This window comes from Pseudoalteromonas sp. FUC4, assembly GCF_008370255.1.
In the GTDB taxonomy this organism is placed as follows: domain Bacteria; phylum Pseudomonadota; class Gammaproteobacteria; order Enterobacterales; family Alteromonadaceae; genus Pseudoalteromonas.
Genome location: NZ_SEUI01000003.1, coordinates 574,411 through 591,957 on the forward strand (window position 1 = coordinate 574,411; position 17,547 = coordinate 591,957).

Below are 17,547 nucleotides of genomic sequence, written 5' to 3' on the forward strand. Positions count from 1 at the left end.
CCGTGCGGTTAATGCCCTTTTACAACTAACATTAATTGGATGCGGTCGCGTACTTTTAGCTTATTAAATATAGAACCCATATGCTCTTTAATTGTTCGCTCTGTAATATTTAAAGATTCTGCAGCTTGCTTATTAGTAGCACCTGTTACAACAATATCAACTACTTGGCGTTCTCGTTTTGTGAGTAGATCAAGCTCGCATGTGCTCGCATATTTAAACGGTGTATTTGATAAAGCTCCCACCAAATTAGATAGTAATTGTCCTGGTAACCATATTCCGCCAGAACAAATTGTCTCAAGTACTTGTTCAATAATTATTTTAGTGGCGAGTGCTTCTACGTATCCTCTAGCGCCTGCTTCAAGCGCACTCCTTAATTGATTTATGTCTAGTTCGTTGGTCATTACAATAACGAGTAAACGTTGTTGCGAATACTTTTTAACGAGCTCAAGCCAGTTCGGTGTGCCGGCTAAAATCCAAATAATACTTGATGCCGTTACCCTGTTTGGTTCTTTTGTGCATATTAAACAACCAGGAAACGCTGCATGCCAGTGCTTCGATTCAAATTCAGGCTGTGTAATAAAAATACTTTGGCGCATTATATCTCCGTTTATTAAATGCTTAACGCTCTGTCATTGCTTGCGATGTAGCTCTAAGAACTGGTTTTAAAAGATATTCAAGTACGGTTTTTTTACCGGTAATAATATCCACTTGAGTGGTCATTCCTGGAATAATAGTCAGTTCTTTTGAAAAGTTATTTTTGGTGGTTTTTAGTTGCACCAAATAAAAGGTGTTCTCACGGTCGTCTGTAATTGTATCGGCGCTAATATGTAAAACCTCTGCTTCAAGGCCTCCATATACGGCAAAGTCGTAGGCACTAAACTTTATCATCGCAGATTGCCCAGGGCGTAAAAATGCAATGTCTTTAGGTGGAATTTTGGCCTCTACAACAAGTTGGTCGTCAAGCGGGACAATTTCCATAACATCACTACCTGGCTGTAAAATACCGCCAACAGTATTAACTAATAACCGCTGCACAGTGCCTTTAACAGGAGAACGTATTTCAGTTTGAGTTACCTTATCGGCCAAGCCAGATTCAGTTTCTTTAATTGAATCTAGTCGAAGTAGCGCTTCAGATAGTTCATTGTTCCAACGGTTAATCATAACGAGTTCAACTTCGGTTACTTTATTCTTAGCTTCGTTAATGGCCGAAAGGCTCCTATTTATAACTGCTTTAGTTCTATTTATCTCGCCTTTTAAATCAACTATTTGGCGCTCTAAACGAATGATATCTATATCTGAAATAGCGCCCGTACGTAACAGGGGTCGAGTAACAGAGAGCTCTCTGTTTGTTAAGCGCAGCGCACTTGTATGCTGTTCAAGTGCCGCTTTGGCTTCAATGTAATCTTGGTGTCGCTGCTCTAGTTGGCGTTTGTGAATACTTACTTGTTGCTCTAATTCTTGGCTGTTACTCAAATAAAGAGAACGCTCATGTTGCACCACTCTAGGCGCATTTTTGATAACAGATTCACTAAATACGAGCTCCTTTTTTTGAGTGAGTGCTCTGAGTCTTGCTACTTTTGCACTTAACGACTCAACTTTGGATTGGTTTTCTCTAAAGCTAGAAATAAAGCGGGTAGGGTCTATTTTAATGAGTACATCACCCTCGTTTACTATTTGCCCCTCTTTTACATTTATTTTTTCGACCATACCACCATCATAAGATTGAATAAGCTGTAATTTATTTGAGGGAATAACACGCCCCTCACCACGAGCAACTTCATCTAAATTAGCAAAGCCAGACCACACAATAAGGCATATAAACGTTAAACAAATTAAATAGAGCAATAACCTAGCGCTTGCTGGCTCCTGTTGCATTTTTTCCCACTGCGCATCGACTACCCAATCTTGGCTATTTGGCGGTGAAATCCATCCTTTAAATAGTTTATTAAATATTGATGGCTTGCCTTTTTTTCTAGCTTCTATTGCTTTGCTAACCGATTCAAAGGAGCGTTGTTCAAGTGGTTTTTTATTGTCACTCATGAGGCTTGCTCCACTGTTTTATTATTTAACGCTGCAATTACTTTTTGTTTTGGTCCATCAGCAACTACTTTTCCGTTATCTAAAACTATAATACGGTCAACAAGCTCAAGTAATGATGAGCGGTGAGTCACTACGATTAAGGTTTTATCTTTAGAATAACCCTTTAAGTTGTTAATAATTTTACTTTCACTATTATGATCTAGTGATGAGGTTGGCTCATCTAGTAATAGTATTGGAGGGTCATTAATTATGGCTCTTGCCATACCTACAGCTTGGCGCTGCCCACCTGATAATTGACGACCTTGTTCACCTACTTGTAAATCAAATCCGTCTGGGTGCGAATTAATTAAGTCAAATAATTGGCTTCGCTCACAGGCTTCAATAATTTGCTCGTCTTTAGCATGCCAAGCACTCATGGTGAGGTTGTCTTTTAAGGTTCCATAAAAAAGAGCAACGTTTTGTGGTAGGTAGCCAATATTATGACGAAGCTCAGCTGGGTCAATTTGATGTATATCATTATTGTCCATCAAAATTGATCCTGAACAAGGGTCGTATAGTCCTAAAATAAGCTTTTCTAATGTACTTTTACCTGAGCCGTTACGTCCTAAAATGGCGACTTTTTCACCAGCTTTAATTTTAAAATTAACACCGTTGAGCGCATTATGAGATTCGTCAGAGTATTTAAAACATACATCTTTAAATTCTATATCACCCTTTAAAATAGGGTGGCTTAACCAATACTTACCAGGTGGACGCTCGACCTCTTTTTCCATGATTTCGTTCAGTGATTGCATTGCTATTGCGGCATGATGATACTGCGCTAAAACAGCGGCCGACTGACCGATTGGGCCCATAGCACGAGACGATAATAGATAGGCTGCAATTAACCCGCCTTGAGTTAGCTCACCTTCAATAACGAGGTGTACGCCTATTATCATTATTATCACGCCTACGCATTGCTGTATCCATGATGCTGTATTTGATATAGAGCTAGAAACGAGTCGGCTATGTGCGTTTACTTGTGCAATGTAAATGGTCGATTTTTCCCATACAGACTGTGTTTTACACTCTGAGTGAAAGCTTTTTACATCTTCAATATTGGTTAAGCTTTCGACTAATACAGCATTTCGCATTGAGCTTGCTTTCATTGTTTGTTCTGAAAGAGCTTCAAGTTTGCGGTGTGCGGCTATAGCGTAAGCTAGTAATATAAGTGCACCCGCTATAATAGGTAAACTTAGAGGTACGCCAATAATGGCGATAACAATTAAATATAAAACTACGAATGGTAAATCGACTAATGCGACAAGCGTTATGGAGCTAAAAAAGTTACGCACAGCTTCAAATGATTGAATATTACTAGCAAATGAGCCTGCTGATGATGGGCGGTTTTTTAGCTTCATCCCCAGTACTCGCTCCATAATTACAGCCGACACTTTGACATCTATTCTACTGGCAGCAAGCTCTACAAAGTAGCCTCTTACTAAACGCAAAACAAAGTCAGCAGTGAGTGCTATTAAAATGCCAATAGCGAGTACCCATAAGGTTTCTGTTGCGTGGTTGGGCACTACGCGGTCATATACGTTCATTACAAACAAAGGCATAGCAACCGATAAAAAGCCCAAGGCAACAGCCGAAATAATTACGTCTTTATAAAGTGAGCGGCATTCTTTAATTACTCCCCAAAACCATCCGTCTTTTGATAGTTTTTCAAGTACAGGTGTTCGCTCATCAAATGCAAACTCTGGTTGAGCATAAATAACTAAACCTGCACTGTTAGCAGCTAACTCATCAATGCTTTGTTCGATAACTGATTCTGTAAGTTCTGGGTAAATTACACTCACTAACTGTTTATCGTAATCAATAGAATTAATAACACAGGCTTGGTTATCTTTTAAAATTAAAATGGCAGGGAGCAGTGCTGTATTAATTTTTTGTAGTGGCTTATTAACTACTTTTGATTTAAAGCCAATGCGCTTTGCTGCGCGCGAAAAACCTGATGGAGTTAGATTTCCATCAGTTAGAGGAAGTCCATTTAATAGTGCTTCTCTTGAAAACTCTTTACCATGATGACGACATAAAACTGCTAGGCAGTCAACGAGGATGCCACCATGATCAAGTACATCGTTTAATTCCATACACCATCCAATGTTATGTAGAACTGCATGCGGTTGTTACTACTAAACCTAAACTCGAGAAATAAATTTAGCTTAAATATTTCAAGCCGAGTTTAGGTTATGTACATAACGTTAATTGACTTAGATATCAGTAATTACAGCTTCGATACGTCTATTCGCAGCATTTGCTCTTACTGATATTTCGTTTACACGTGGTTGATCGATGCCATACCCGAACGATTTAACACGTTTTGGTTTTATATCGAATTGTTTAATTAGAATTTCAGCAACGGCAAACGCACGTTTTTCAGATAGTTTGCGGTTATATGTTCGATCTCCATCCAAAGAAGCATGACCTTGTATTTCAACCTGTTTAGTTGGGTTCTCTTTTAAAAAATCTGCAAGCCGACTAATTTCTTGAATATATTGAGACCTCACATCGCTTGAGTCTGCAGAAAAAGGAATACCAATTTCTATATTCGATGTTGATGCGCTATAAATTGTGCAACCAGATAAATCTACATTTGTACTTAAAGGTGTGCTTGGGCAAGTGTCTTGCTCATTTGGTACGCCGTCACCATCATCATCGGTAAAGCTGCTTGCTCTCGTGTCGGTTTCTAGCGGTATATCTAAGTACCTTGGCATAGCCGTTACACTCATGTATGCATTATCTTGCTTAGCTTTTTTTTGAAGAAATGCCTTGCGGCTAAAGGTGGTTGCTACATCGTAACTCGGACAAATATTTTGTGCGTTATGAACAATAGGGTCGTCAGTTAGCTCTTTTAATGTAGGATATTTATCTGACATCACGTTAAGTGCTGGCAGTAATTTCCCCATTTCTTTTAGCATAGTTAAAATAGCTGATTGGCGGTCGTAAAGTGCGACTATGTATGAACGTGTTGATTGAAATGATTCGTTTTCGGCATCAAGTACGTCTAGTAGAGTTCGTTGGCCTATATCGAATTGATCCTTATATGCAATTTTAACTTTAGTTGATGATTCGCGGTGTTGATCAAGCGCCGGTAACTTTTGCTCTAATATAGTAACGTTGTAATAAGCAATTTGCAGACTCTGACGAATATCAATGCAGGACTGGTCGCGTTGATATTTCGCAATGTTTATATCCTGATAGGCTTGTTCTAAATTGGCATTATCAAGACCACCATTATATAAATTATAGCTAATATCGATGCCGACTCGCGCTTCTGTTCTGGTTTCATTTTGACCAAGTTCATCTCTATCTTGGCTACCGTAGCGGGCAGATAAATCTACGTTAGGATGAAACGCTGCTTTTTGTGCTTTTGCGTTCGCTTTTTGTGCTTCAATATTATACAAAGAGGCGTAAAACGAAGGGCTATTTTTGTAAGCAACGTCGAGTGCTTGATTAACCGATATAGGAATATTGTTTTCATCGAGGTCAGCTTGTTTAATCTCTTGTAAGGGAAGCTCACCTACAACTCTTAAATAACGCGCACTTACATCATGTAAATTTGAGTACTCTGTTAATACATTAGATTGCGCTAAAGATAAACGTCCACTAATTTGTTCAAGGTCGGCAGCGCGTGCTACACCAGCGCTTACGCTTTGTTCGATTTGTTGGTATACAGATTCATGTTCTTGTAAATTTGCTTCTGCAAGTTGTACTAATTCTTTGAATTTTTGTACATCAAGTAATGCAATAGAAGCTTCAAGGGCTGTTTGTTCTGTTTGAGAAATAAGCTCAAAGTATCTAATTAGTTGAATACGTTTAAAACGGTCAACTGTATTAGATGTTCTAAAACCGTCATAAAGCATTTGGGTAACACTTAGCTCTGCTGTATTACGGTTATATTCTTCTTCGATACCATAATTTCTTCTTTCATATCCTGCGCTCGCTGATACATCAACACTTGGTAAATAACCAGAACGTGCAGCATCTACTCCATAAATAGAAGATTTAAAAGCATGCCATGCTTCTTGTACTTCAGGGTTGTTTTCAATCGCTTTACTTGAGACGTATGTAAGTGGCATTGCTGATTGTTCGTTTGCATGCACGTAGTTTGATAAAGTTACGGCTGTAATCGCTAATCCGATTAACATAGTCCCTTGATGCTTTTTAAAAGTGTTTTTTATAATCATTTCTTCCTCTTAGATCCTGTTAAGACCGAAAATACTCTTTTAAATATCTAGTAAAGGAGTGCTAATTTTGCAAGTAATCTTTTCGGGTAGCATGAAAAAAAATTTCTACCACTTTTTTGTTGATTTTTATTTTTGAATTTTTTTTCTAAACCTGTACTTGAGTCCAGTATCTATGTGCTTTTTTTGTTCTACCTTTAATTTATTAGATTGTTATTTTAAAAAGTTTGAGGATACCTAAATGGAAGCAAATCAACTTGTAGTTATTGATATTCAGGGGTCGGCGGGTGTTGTGTTAGATGATGGATCGGTGAGAGCCTTAAACGTGGGTGACATTATTACCGTAGGTGATTTAGTTGTTACTGCTATTAAGTCGTCGTTACAAATAGATGTGCAAGGTGAAACCTTATCTATACCCGCAAATCAAAAGGTAAAAATAACACCAGACCTATTAGCTAAAGAAGCAAGAGACTCTAGCGAAACAACTGTTTTTGATGAAAGTTTAGATGAAGCAATCGCAAGCTTAGATTTAGAGGCAGAGCAGAACCCATCAACAGCGGCTAATTCTGATGTAACAGATTTTTTAGATGCGTTAGAAGGTGATGGGGACATTTTAGATAATTTAGAGGCAACAGCCGCTGGTGGCGGTAACGCTGCGGGTGCAGATGGAGGCAGTTCGTTTGTACAGCTAACCCGAATTTCTGAAAGTGTTGATCCTAGTAGTGTTACTTTTGATTCATCTTTTGATCAAGGCGCTACTGAAGCTTTTAATTTAAGAGATACCTCTGACGGTATTGTGCCTGATTCAACTACTGCTTCTATTTCACTTAATGAGCAAGGTATTACCAACTCATCACAACCAACAATCACCGGTACGAGCGAAAACTTAATTGGCGAAACGGTTAATGTAACGGTAACTGATGTTGATGGAAACTCTCAAGTAGTTAGTGTTGTAATTGGCCCTGATGGTACCTTTGAAATAACCCTACCAACACCAATTGCTGATGGCCCTGTAACGGTTGTTGTTGAAGCGACAGATCCTGTTGGTAATCCTATAAACGACACTATTTCAATTGAGGTTGATACAACAGCTCCACTTATTGCGATTGATCCTGTTGCCGATTCTGCTTCGCAAACAGTGACAGTGACAGGAACAGTATCTGGTTTGAATACTGGGGATAATGTATTAGTCACGTTAACGGATAGTGCAGGTACGGTACAAACAATAGTTACTCAGGTTGATGCTCAAGGAAATTGGGTAATTACTACCACCTCACCTTTATCTGAGGGAGAGTTTACTGTAAGTGCAGTTGCGGTTGATGCAGCAGGAAACCAGGCAATAGATCAGGCTTTAGCGAATGTAGATCTAACTGCTCCGGTAATCACAGTAAATGTAATTGATGAAACAAATAACTCAACACCACCACTTGTTGGAACAACAAATGGTGTTCTTGAGGGCACGCAAGTGACAATTACGGTTACAGATAGTGCAGGCCAAGTTCAAACACTTACGGCTTTAACCCAACAAGATGGAAGCTGGAGTGTAGAGGTCGGGACTCCTTTACCTGAAGGTGGTTTTACAGTTGATGCACAAGTAAGCGACAGTGTAGGTAACCTAGCATTAGCAAGTGATGCAGGGGTAATTGATTTAACGGCGCCTTCGGTACAAATTAATAATATTAACGACACTCAAGACACCACTCCAACTATTACAGGTAACGCGCAAGATGTTCCTGCTGGTTCTGTTATTAGTGTGGTTATTACCGATTTTGATGGACAAACTCAAACATTATTAACCCAAACTAACGCTGATGGGGATTGGTCTATCGACGTAACTACGCCATTGGCTGAAGGGCAGTTTGAGGTTGATGCAAGTGTAAGTGATGCTGCAGGTAATCAAGCCCAAGCAAGTAGCCAAGGTGTTGTTGATTTAACAAACCCAGATATTAGTGTTACTGCAATAGCTGATACTAACGATACTACACCAACATTTGTAGGTAGGGTGGAAGACGCTCCTGCGGGCTCTGTTATTACAGTATTAGTAACCGATATTAATGGTAACGTACAAACTTTAACTACTTTATTAAATGAAGATGGCACTTGGAGTGTTGATGCTAATGAAATCTTGCCAGGTGGTGAATTTACCGCAACTGCGTCAGTATCAGATGCTGCGGGTAATGAGGCATCTGCTCAAACAAACGGTGAAATAACGTTTGCTCCTATCTCAATTCAAATCGATGCAATTGCTAATACTAACGATACCACTCCATTTTTAAGTGGTAACACCGGTAATGTGCCTGCAGGTACAACCATCACTTTAACTATTACTGCAAGCGATGGCAGCACATTTACATTACTAGCAGTGACCCAAGAGGATGGCTCTTGGAGTGCGCAAGTGACTCAGCCTTTACCTGAAGGTGATTTTACAGTAGTTGCAGCAGTAGTAGATGACTCAGGTAATGAGGCGCAAGCAAGCACTGTAGGTAATGTAGATTTAACTGTAAGCATTAATTTTATTATTGATACTAACGATACAACACCAACAATTAGCGGCTCTACCCAAGACGTAGAGCCTGGTGCGGTAGTAACCGTTACATTTACAGGAAGCGATGGTGTAGCAGAAACCGTGCAAGTAGTTACTGGTGCTGACGGAAGCTGGTCAATTGAGGCAAGTAATGAATTAGTTGAAGGCCAGTTTAGCGTTATTGCAACTGTAACTGATGCTGCGGGTAATACAGCTTCTGCAAGTGAAACTGGAGAAATTGATTTAACAGATCCTGCAATCACGATTAATCCTATCGAGGATACGAATGATGTAACTCCATCAGTAAGTGGCAACGTAATTGATGTACCAGCAGGAACAGAAGTTACCTTAGTAATAACTGACAGCGAAGGGAATGAGCAAACACTCACAACAATGACAAATGCCGATGGTACATATACAGCGGACATTGTTGCAGATCTCAGTGAAGGAGATTTCACAGTAACAGCGAGTGTTAGTGATACTGCTGGCAATAGCAGTACTGCAACTGTTACAGGTACGGTTGATTTAACTGCACCAAGTGTGACTATTAACAATATTGCAGATACAAACGATACAACACCTACTCTTACAGGCTCTACCCAAGGATTAGCATCGGGCAGTGAAGTAACTTTAATTATTACCGATAGTTTAGGGGCTGAGCAACAGCTAGTTACTACTATAAGTGCTGATGGTACTTGGAGTATTGAGATTCCAACTGCTTTAAGTGAGGGAGATTTTACCGTAACTGCTAATGTATCTGATAATGCGGGTAACGCAGCTCAAGATTCACAATTAGGCTCAGTTGATACCACCTCTCCTTTAGTTACAATAAATGATTTTGCTGATTCAAACGACACAACGCCTACATTTAGCGGAACAACGAGTGATGTAGCACCGGGTAGCCTTGTTAGTGTTTTAGTTACAGATGCAAATGGTGAGTCTCAAACATTGACGGCGGTTGTGTCAGAAGATGGGACTTGGCAAGTCGGCGCAATTCAAGCTGTTGCTGAAGGCGACTTTACTATTACAGCAACAGTAACAGATTCAGCAGGCAATGAAGCATCGGCTTCAACTACAGGCATTATTGATAATGCCGCACCAACAGTTATTATTGATCCAGTAGGTGATACTAACGACACCACCCCAACTATTTCAGGCAGCGCAACGAGTGAGCCAGAAGGCACCGTTGTTACAATTACCGTCACTGATGAAGCAGGTAACCCACAAACCATTACCACTGAAGTGCAAGCCGATGGTACATTTAGTGTTGATGTACCAAATGAATTAAGTGAAGGCGAATTTACGGTTGAAGTATCAGTTACCGATACCGCAGGTAATGAAACTATTGCAACGACTATCGGCGAAATTGATACTGCCGCGCCAATAGTTATTATTGACCCAGTAGGTGATACTAACGATACCACGCCTACAATTTCAGGCACTGCAACAGGTGAGCCAGAGGGCACCGTTGTTACGATTACCGTCACTGATGAAGCAGGTAACCCACAAACCATTACCACTGAAGTGCAAGCTGATGGCTCCTTTAGTGTGGATGTAACTAATGAATTAAGCGAGGGCGAATTCACCGTTGAGGTATCGGTTACCGATACCGCAGGCAATGAAACCACAGCAACCACAACTGGCGAAGTGGATACGGCTGCGCCATCAGTGATAATCGACCCAGTAGGTGATACTAACGATACCACGCCTACAATTTCAGGCACTGCAACAGGTGAGCCAGAGGGCACCGTTGTTACCATTACTGTGACTGATGAAGCGGGTAACCCACAAACCATTACCACTGAAGTGCAAGCCGATGGTACTTTTTCGGTGGATGTACCCAATGAATTAAGTGAGGGTGAATTCACCATTGAGGTATCGGTTACCGATAACGCAGGTAATGAAACCACAGCCACAACAACGGGAGAGGTTGATACCACAGCACCAATAGTGACTATTAATGCACTAGGCGATACGAGTGATACAACACCGAGCATTTCAGGTACGGTTAGCGGTGAGCCTGCTGGTTCTACTATTACTTTAACTGTGACTGATGCTAATGGTGCAGTTCAAACTATTACAGCACAAGTAATTGCAGACGGCAGTTGGACTGTTGAAGTGCCTGTGGCTTTAGCTGAAGGGAGCTACTCTGTAGATGCAAGTATTAGTGATAGCGCTGGTAATGAAGGTACAGCAAGTGCTTTAGGCACAATTGATACAAGCGCATTGACTATTACCGTTGATGTTATTGGTGAAACTAACGATCAAACACCTCAAATTAATGGTGATACCTTTAATGCACAAGTTGGCTCTCAAGTTGAAGTTCAGATCACTGACTCTGCGGGTGCAGTAATCAATTTAATTACAACTGTTGATGTAAACGGACTCTGGAGTGTTACTCCGCTTGCCGATTTGGCTGAGGGTACTATTTTAATTAGTGCAACAGTAACAGATCTAGGTGGTGGAACTGCGAATGCAGAGCTTGATGCTGTAATTGATATTACGCCTCCAACCATACAAGTAAATGAACTAGAAACAAGTAATGACACAACACCGGTTATTTCTGGTAACACTACAGGTGTGGTTTCTGGTACTGCTATTAGTTTGACAGTAACTGATTCCCAAGGCGTTGTTCGCACATTTAGCGCAACAACAGATGCCGATGGTAATTGGAGTGTTGAGCTTTCTCAAGAGCTGGCCTCGGGAGATTACTCTGTAGAAGCTGAAGTGTCTGATGCTGCAGGAAATAGCGCTTCAACTATGGCTACCGGTAACATAGATACATCAGGTCCTAGCTTAACCGTTGACTTTGATACTGTAACTAATGACTCAACACCTACTATTTCAGGGACTAGTGATGCAGACGTTGGTACCAGTATCACGGTTGTTATTACAGATGAAAATGGAGTTGAACAAACACTTAGCACCACAGTAGATGTAAATGGTAACTGGGAAGTAACGCCACAAACAGATTTAAATGAAGGTGATAACACCATCGAAGTGAGTGTGTCTGATGAAGCCGGTAATACGACAACAGTTACAGATACAATTACGTTAGACACGCAAGCGCCAACACTCACCATTCAAAACGTAGGTGATGTTAGTGATTTAACACCCGAGCTGCAGGGCACCAGTAATGAAATTGGTGGCACCGTAACACTCACTATCACCGACAGCGACGGCGTCGTGCAAACCATTACTACCACCGTTGAAAGTGATGGCCACTGGAACATTGAGATTCCAGGTGCGCTTGCGCAAGGTGATTTTAGCGTTGTTGCCAGTATTAAGGATGCTGCAGGCAATGAGAGCACAGCAAACAGCAGTGGTAATGTGGACACCATCACCCCGGTTGTCACCGTGGATGCACTGGGCCTTGGCAACGACAGCATGCCAGTTGTTAGTGGTACCTCAACAGAGCCTGAAGGCACCGTTGTAAACATTGTTATTACCGACAGCAACGGTGATGAGTATCCAATTACCGCCACCGTGGATGCAAACGGTGATTGGCAAGCAATCAGCCCTGAATTACCAGATGGAAGCTACAGCGTACAAGCCAGCATTACCGATGCGGCAGGGAACACTGGCGGCGCCGTTCAAACAGGCACCCTTGATACCCTAGCACCGACATTGACTCTGGATACCGTGGGCGCCACGAACAACAGCACGCCAACAATTAGCGGGACATCGAACGCGCCAGCAGGCACGGTTATAACGATTAACGTCACGGATGCAGAGAATACAGAAACGTTCACCGCCACAGTGCAAGCCGACGGCAGCTGGTCAGCAGATGTACCGAACGCACTGACTGATGGTGAGCTTACTATTGAAGCCAGCGTGAGCGATAGCGCAGGCAACACGACTACATTAAGTGAAACCGCAACACTCAACACCACTGCACCAAGCATTAGTATTAATGCCTTGGTTGATACCAACGACACCACGCCAACCATTAATGGTACAAGCGGTGCGGCAGATAACACCACCATTAGCTTAACGTTTGAAGACAGTGCAGGGAATATTACGACTGTTGATACAACCGTCACCGGTGGCGTATGGAGCGTTGATGCACCAGCTGATTTAGCCGAAGGCGAATATACTGTCACCGCAGAGGTAGACGATGGCCTAGGTAATATCGGCAGCGCCACCGAGACTGGGCAGATAGACCTTACTGGCCCGAGCCTTGTTATTACCGACAACGGTGTAGGCAACGACGCCACGCCAACGATTGCAGGCACCAGCGATGCACCGCAAGGCAGTGAAGTCACTATTGTTGTCATCGACAGCAACGGTACAGCGCAAACAATGAGCGCCACCGTATTAGCCAATGGCACGTGGTCAATCCATGTACCGGAAGCACTTGCAGAAGGTGCATACACTATTAGCGCGAGTATTGAAGATGTGGCAGGCAACGACACCACGGCCACAGGCACTGGTGAAATAGATACCATTGCACCGACACTTGCACTTACCAGCCCAGGCTCAAGTAACGACGTAACCCCAACGTTAAGCGGCACAAGCGATGCCGTTGAAGGCACCGTTATTAACTTCACGGTAGTGGACGATCAAGGCAATACACAAACCTTTACCACCACGGTTGATGCTGATGGCAACTTCTCAGTGGAAGTACCGACTGCATTGGCTGAAGGGCCATACAGCATCGAAGCAAGTATTAGTGATGTGGCAGGCAACAGCACCGATATTACTGGCAGCGGTAACATTGATACCACCGCACCAAGTGTGAGTGTGGATGCGCCAATACTCACCAACGACAGCACGCCCACAGTGACAGGCACCAGTGATGCACCTAACAGCACCCTCACGGTGACGTTTACAGATGCAGCAAATGCCACTCAAAGCATTGATGTACAAACCGATGCCAATGGTAACTGGAGTGCGACACCAACGACTGATTTAGCCGAAGGGAATTATAGCGTCAGCGCCAGCATCACCGATGCTGCAGGCAACACAGGTACAGGTACAGATACAGGCGAAGTAGACGTAACTCCACCGGCACTTGCCTTTACGCCAACGTTTGAACTTGGTTTATTGGTTACCTTAAGTGGTACGTCTGACTTGCCAGCAGGCAGTGAAATTACTATTACCGAGCAACTTGTTAATGGGGGGATTGGTGCAACATATACCACTACAACGGATGCAGATGGCAACTGGTCATTAGTCGGATTAGATGTATCATTGCTGGATGTTGGCTCAGTGATTGCCACAGCCACCGATGCAGCCGGTAATACCCGTACAATTAGCTCAGACGACTTTGATAACACACCGCCAACACTCACGGTTGATGTTGCAGCACAAAGCGATAGCAACACGCCAATCATAAGCGGCACAAGTGACGCAGGTGAGGGTGCGCAAGTGACCATAGTGGTCACTGATAGCGACGGCAACCCACAAACCATCACAGCGCTTGTGGATGCAAATGGCGATTGGAGTGCCACTCCAACCACACCATTAAGTGAAGGTGAAAGCACGATTGAAGTGAGCGTACGCGATAGCGTAGGCAACGAAACCACCGTGAGTGATACCACCACTATCGACACGCAAGCGCCAACGCTCACCATTCAAAACGTGGGCGATGTTAGTGATTTAACACCCGAGCTGCAGGGCACCAGTAATGAAATTGGTGGCACCGTAACACTCACTATCACCGACAGCGACGGCATAGTGCAAACCATTACCACCACCGTTGAAAGTGATGGCCACTGGAACGTTGAAATCCCAAGTGCGCTTGCGCAAGGTGATTTTAGCGTTGTTGCCAGTATTACGGATGCGGCAGGCAACGAGAGCACAGCAAACAGCAGTGGTAATGTGGATACTATTACGCCAATCGTCACCGTGGATGCACTGGGCCTTGGCAACGACAGCACGCCAGTGATTACTGGTACCTCAACAGAGCCTGAAGACACCGTTGTAAACATTGTTATTACCGACAGTAATGGTGATGAGCACCCAATCACCGCCACCGTGGATGCAAACGGTGAATGGCAAGCAATCAGCCCTGAATTACCGGATGGAAGCTACACCGTGCAAGCCAGTATTACTGATGCGGCAGGAAACACCGGCGGCGCCGTTCAATCAGGCACCCTTGATACCTTAGCACCGACATTGACACTGGATACCGTGGGCGCCACGAACAACAGCACGCCAACAATTCGGCGGCGCCGTTCAATCAGGCACCCTTGATACCTTAGCACCGACATTGACACTGGATACCGTGGGCGCCACGAACAACAGCACGCCAACAATTAGCGGGACATCGAACGCGCCAGCAGGCACGGTTATAACGATTAACGTCACGGATGCAGAGAATACAGAAACGTTCACCGCGACAGTGCAAGCCGATGGCAGCTGGTCAGCGGATGTACCAAACGCACTGACTGATGGTGAGCTTACTATTGAAGCAAGCGTAAGCGACAGCGCAGGTAACACCACCACATTAAGCGAAACCGCGACGCTAAACACTACCGCACCAAGCATTAGCATTAATGCCTTGGTTGACACCAACGACACCACGCCAACCATCAATGGTACAAGCGATGCAGCAGATGGCACCACCATCAGCTTAACGTTTGAAGACAGTGCAGGGAATATTACGACTGTTGATACGACCGTCACCGGTGGCGTATGGAGCGTTGATGCACCAACTGATTTAGCTGAAGGTGAATACACGGTCACCGCCGAAGTAGATGACGGCCTAGGAAATATAGGCAGTGCCACCGAGACAGGGCTGATAGACCTTACTGGCCCGAGCCTTGTTATTACCGACAACGGTGTAGGCAACGACACTACGCCAACGATTGCAGGTACCAGCGATGCACCGCAAGGCAGTGAAGTCACTATTGTTGTCACCGACAGCAACGGCGTAGCGCAAACCATGAGTGCCACCGTACTTGCTAATGGTACGTGGTCAATTCCTGTACCGGTAGCACTTGCAGAAGGTGCATACACTATTAGCGCGAGTGTTGAAGATGTGGCAGGTAACAACACCACCGCCACAGGCACGGGTGAAATAGATACCATTGCACCGACACTTGAGTTAACCAGCCCTGGTTCAAGTAACGACGTCACCCCAACGTTAAGTGGCACCAGTGATGCCCCTGAGGGCACTGTGATCAGCTTCACCGTAACGGATGATTTAGGGGCCGAGCAAACGTTCACCACCACGGTTGATGCTGATGGCAACTTCTCAGTGGAAGTACCGACAGCATTGGCCGAAGGCCCTTACAGCATCGAAGCGACTATTAGCGATGCAGCGGGTAACAGCAACGATATTACTGGCAGCGGTAACATCGATACCACCGCACCAAGTGTGAGCGTGGATGCACCAGCACTCACCAACGACAGTACCCCAACAGTGACAGGCAGCAGTGATGCGCCTAACAGCACCATCACGGTGACGTTTACTGACGCTGCGAATGCAGTTCAAACCATTGACGTACAAACAGATATCAACGGTAACTGGAGTGCCACTCCAACAACTGACTTAGCTGAAGGCAACTACAGTGTTAGCGCCAGCATAACCGATGCAGCAGGCAATATCGGCACAGGTACAGACAGTGGCGAAGTGGATATTACTCCACCGGCGCTTGCCTTTACGCCAACGTTTGAACTTGGTTTATTGGTTACTTTAAGTGGTACGTCTGACTTGCCTGCAGGCAGTGAAATTACCATTACCGAGCAGCTTGTTAACGGGGGGATTGGTGCAACATACACCACCACAACAGATGCAGATGGCAATTGGTCATTAGTGGGTCTGGATGTATCGTTACTTGATGTTGGCTCAGTGATCGCCACAGCCACCGATGCAGCCGGTAACACGCGAACAATTAGCTCAGACGACTTTGATAACACACCACCCACGCTTACTGTTGAGGTTGACGCACAAAGCGATAGCAATACCCCAGTTATTAGCGGCACGAGCGATGCGGGCGAAGGCGCGCAAGTTACTATTGTGGTGACTGACAGCGATGGCAACCCACAAACCATCACAGCGCTTGTGGATGCAAATGGCGATTGGAGTGCGACACCAAGTACACCGCTAAGCGAAGGCGAAAGCACGATTGAAGTGAGCGTACGCGATAGCGTAGGCAACGAAACCACCGTGAGTGAAACCACCACTATCGACACGCAAGCGCCAACGCTCACCATTCAAAACGTGGGCGATGTTAGTGATTTAACACCCGAGCTGCAGGGCACCAGTAATGAAATTGGTGGCACCGTAACACTCACTATCACCGACAGCGACGGCATAGTGCAAACCATTACCACCACCGTTGAAAGTGATGGCCACTGGAACATTGAGATTCCAGGTGCGCTTGCGCAAGGTGATTTTAGCGTTGTTGCCAGTATTACGGATGCTGCAGGCAATGAGAGCACAGCAAACAGCAGTGGTAATGTGGACACCATCACCCCGGTTGTCACCGTGGATGCACTGGGCCTTGGCAACGACAGCATGCCAGTTGTTAGTGGTACCTCAACAGAGCCTGAAGGCACCGTTGTAAACATTGTTATTACCGACAGTAATGGTGATGAGCACCCAATCACCGCCACCGTGGATGCAAACGGTGAATGGCAAGCAATCAGCCCTGAATTACCGGATGGAAGCTACACCGTGCAAGCCAGTATTACTGATGCGGCAGGAAACACCGGCGGCGCCGTTCAATCAGGCACCCTTGATACCTTAGCACCGACATTGACACTGGATACCGTGGGCGCCACGAACAACAGCACGCCAACAAT

General features: G+C 44.2%; 6 protein-coding genes. 2 read left to right on the top strand and 4 right to left on the bottom strand.

All coding sequences use genetic code 11. The features are described 5' to 3' along the window. Positions 1-8: 8 nt before the first annotated feature. The 4 genes from EU510_RS12155 to EU510_RS12170 all read right to left on the bottom strand — a co-directional run bounded on the left by EU510_RS12155 (position 9) and on the right by EU510_RS12170 (position 6,272). Entirely contained in the window at positions 9-596 is a 588-nt protein-coding gene (locus EU510_RS12155; protein WP_149593713.1) for a response regulator transcription factor, read from the bottom strand. Between the two features lie 22 nt (positions 597-618). Next, entirely contained in the window at positions 619-2,040 is a 1,422-nt protein-coding gene (locus tag EU510_RS12160; protein WP_149593714.1) for an HlyD family type I secretion periplasmic adaptor subunit, read from the bottom strand. Continuing rightward, positions 2,037-4,175 (bottom strand): type I secretion system permease/ATPase, encoded by a 2,139-nt coding sequence (locus EU510_RS12165; RefSeq protein ID WP_149593715.1) that lies wholly within the window; start codon positions 4,173-4,175, stop codon positions 2,037-2,039. The genes EU510_RS12160 and EU510_RS12165 overlap by 4 nt, the downstream gene beginning before the upstream one ends. A 120-nt stretch (positions 4,176-4,295) precedes the next feature. Next, the gene (locus tag EU510_RS12170) at positions 4,296-6,272 is read right to left on the bottom strand and encodes a TolC family outer membrane protein (RefSeq protein WP_149593716.1); all 1,977 of its coding nucleotides are present in this window, start codon (positions 6,270-6,272) and stop codon (positions 4,296-4,298) included. Positions 6,273-6,510: 238 nt separating this feature from the next. Between EU510_RS12170 and EU510_RS12175 the strand changes: the two genes are divergently transcribed. Then, positions 6,511-14,991, top strand: coding sequence for an Ig-like domain-containing protein (locus EU510_RS12175; protein WP_149593717.1), 8,481 nt, complete (start codon positions 6,511-6,513; stop codon positions 14,989-14,991). Positions 14,992-15,007: 16 nt separating this feature from the next. Next, positions 15,008-17,547, top strand: a 2,540-nt coding sequence (locus tag EU510_RS12180) for a beta strand repeat-containing protein (protein WP_149593718.1), incomplete at its 3' end; no start/stop codon positions are given.

Bases quoted from the DNA above. Each gene is read 5' to 3' on its own strand.
- EU510_RS12175 (WP_149593717.1), top strand. From the start codon at position 6,511: ATGGAAGCAAATCAACTTGTAGTTATTGATATTCAGGGGTCGGCGGGT.
- EU510_RS12155 (WP_149593713.1), bottom strand. From the start codon at position 596: ATGCGCCAAAGTATTTTTATTACACAGCCTGAATTTGAATCGAAGCAC.
- EU510_RS12170 (WP_149593716.1), bottom strand. From the start codon at position 6,272: ATGATTATAAAAAACACTTTTAAAAAGCATCAAGGGACTATGTTAATC.
- EU510_RS12160 (WP_149593714.1), bottom strand. From the start codon at position 2,040: ATGAGTGACAATAAAAAACCACTTGAACAACGCTCCTTTGAATCGGTT.
- EU510_RS12165 (WP_149593715.1), bottom strand. From the start codon at position 4,175: ATGGAATTAAACGATGTACTTGATCATGGTGGCATCCTCGTTGACTGC.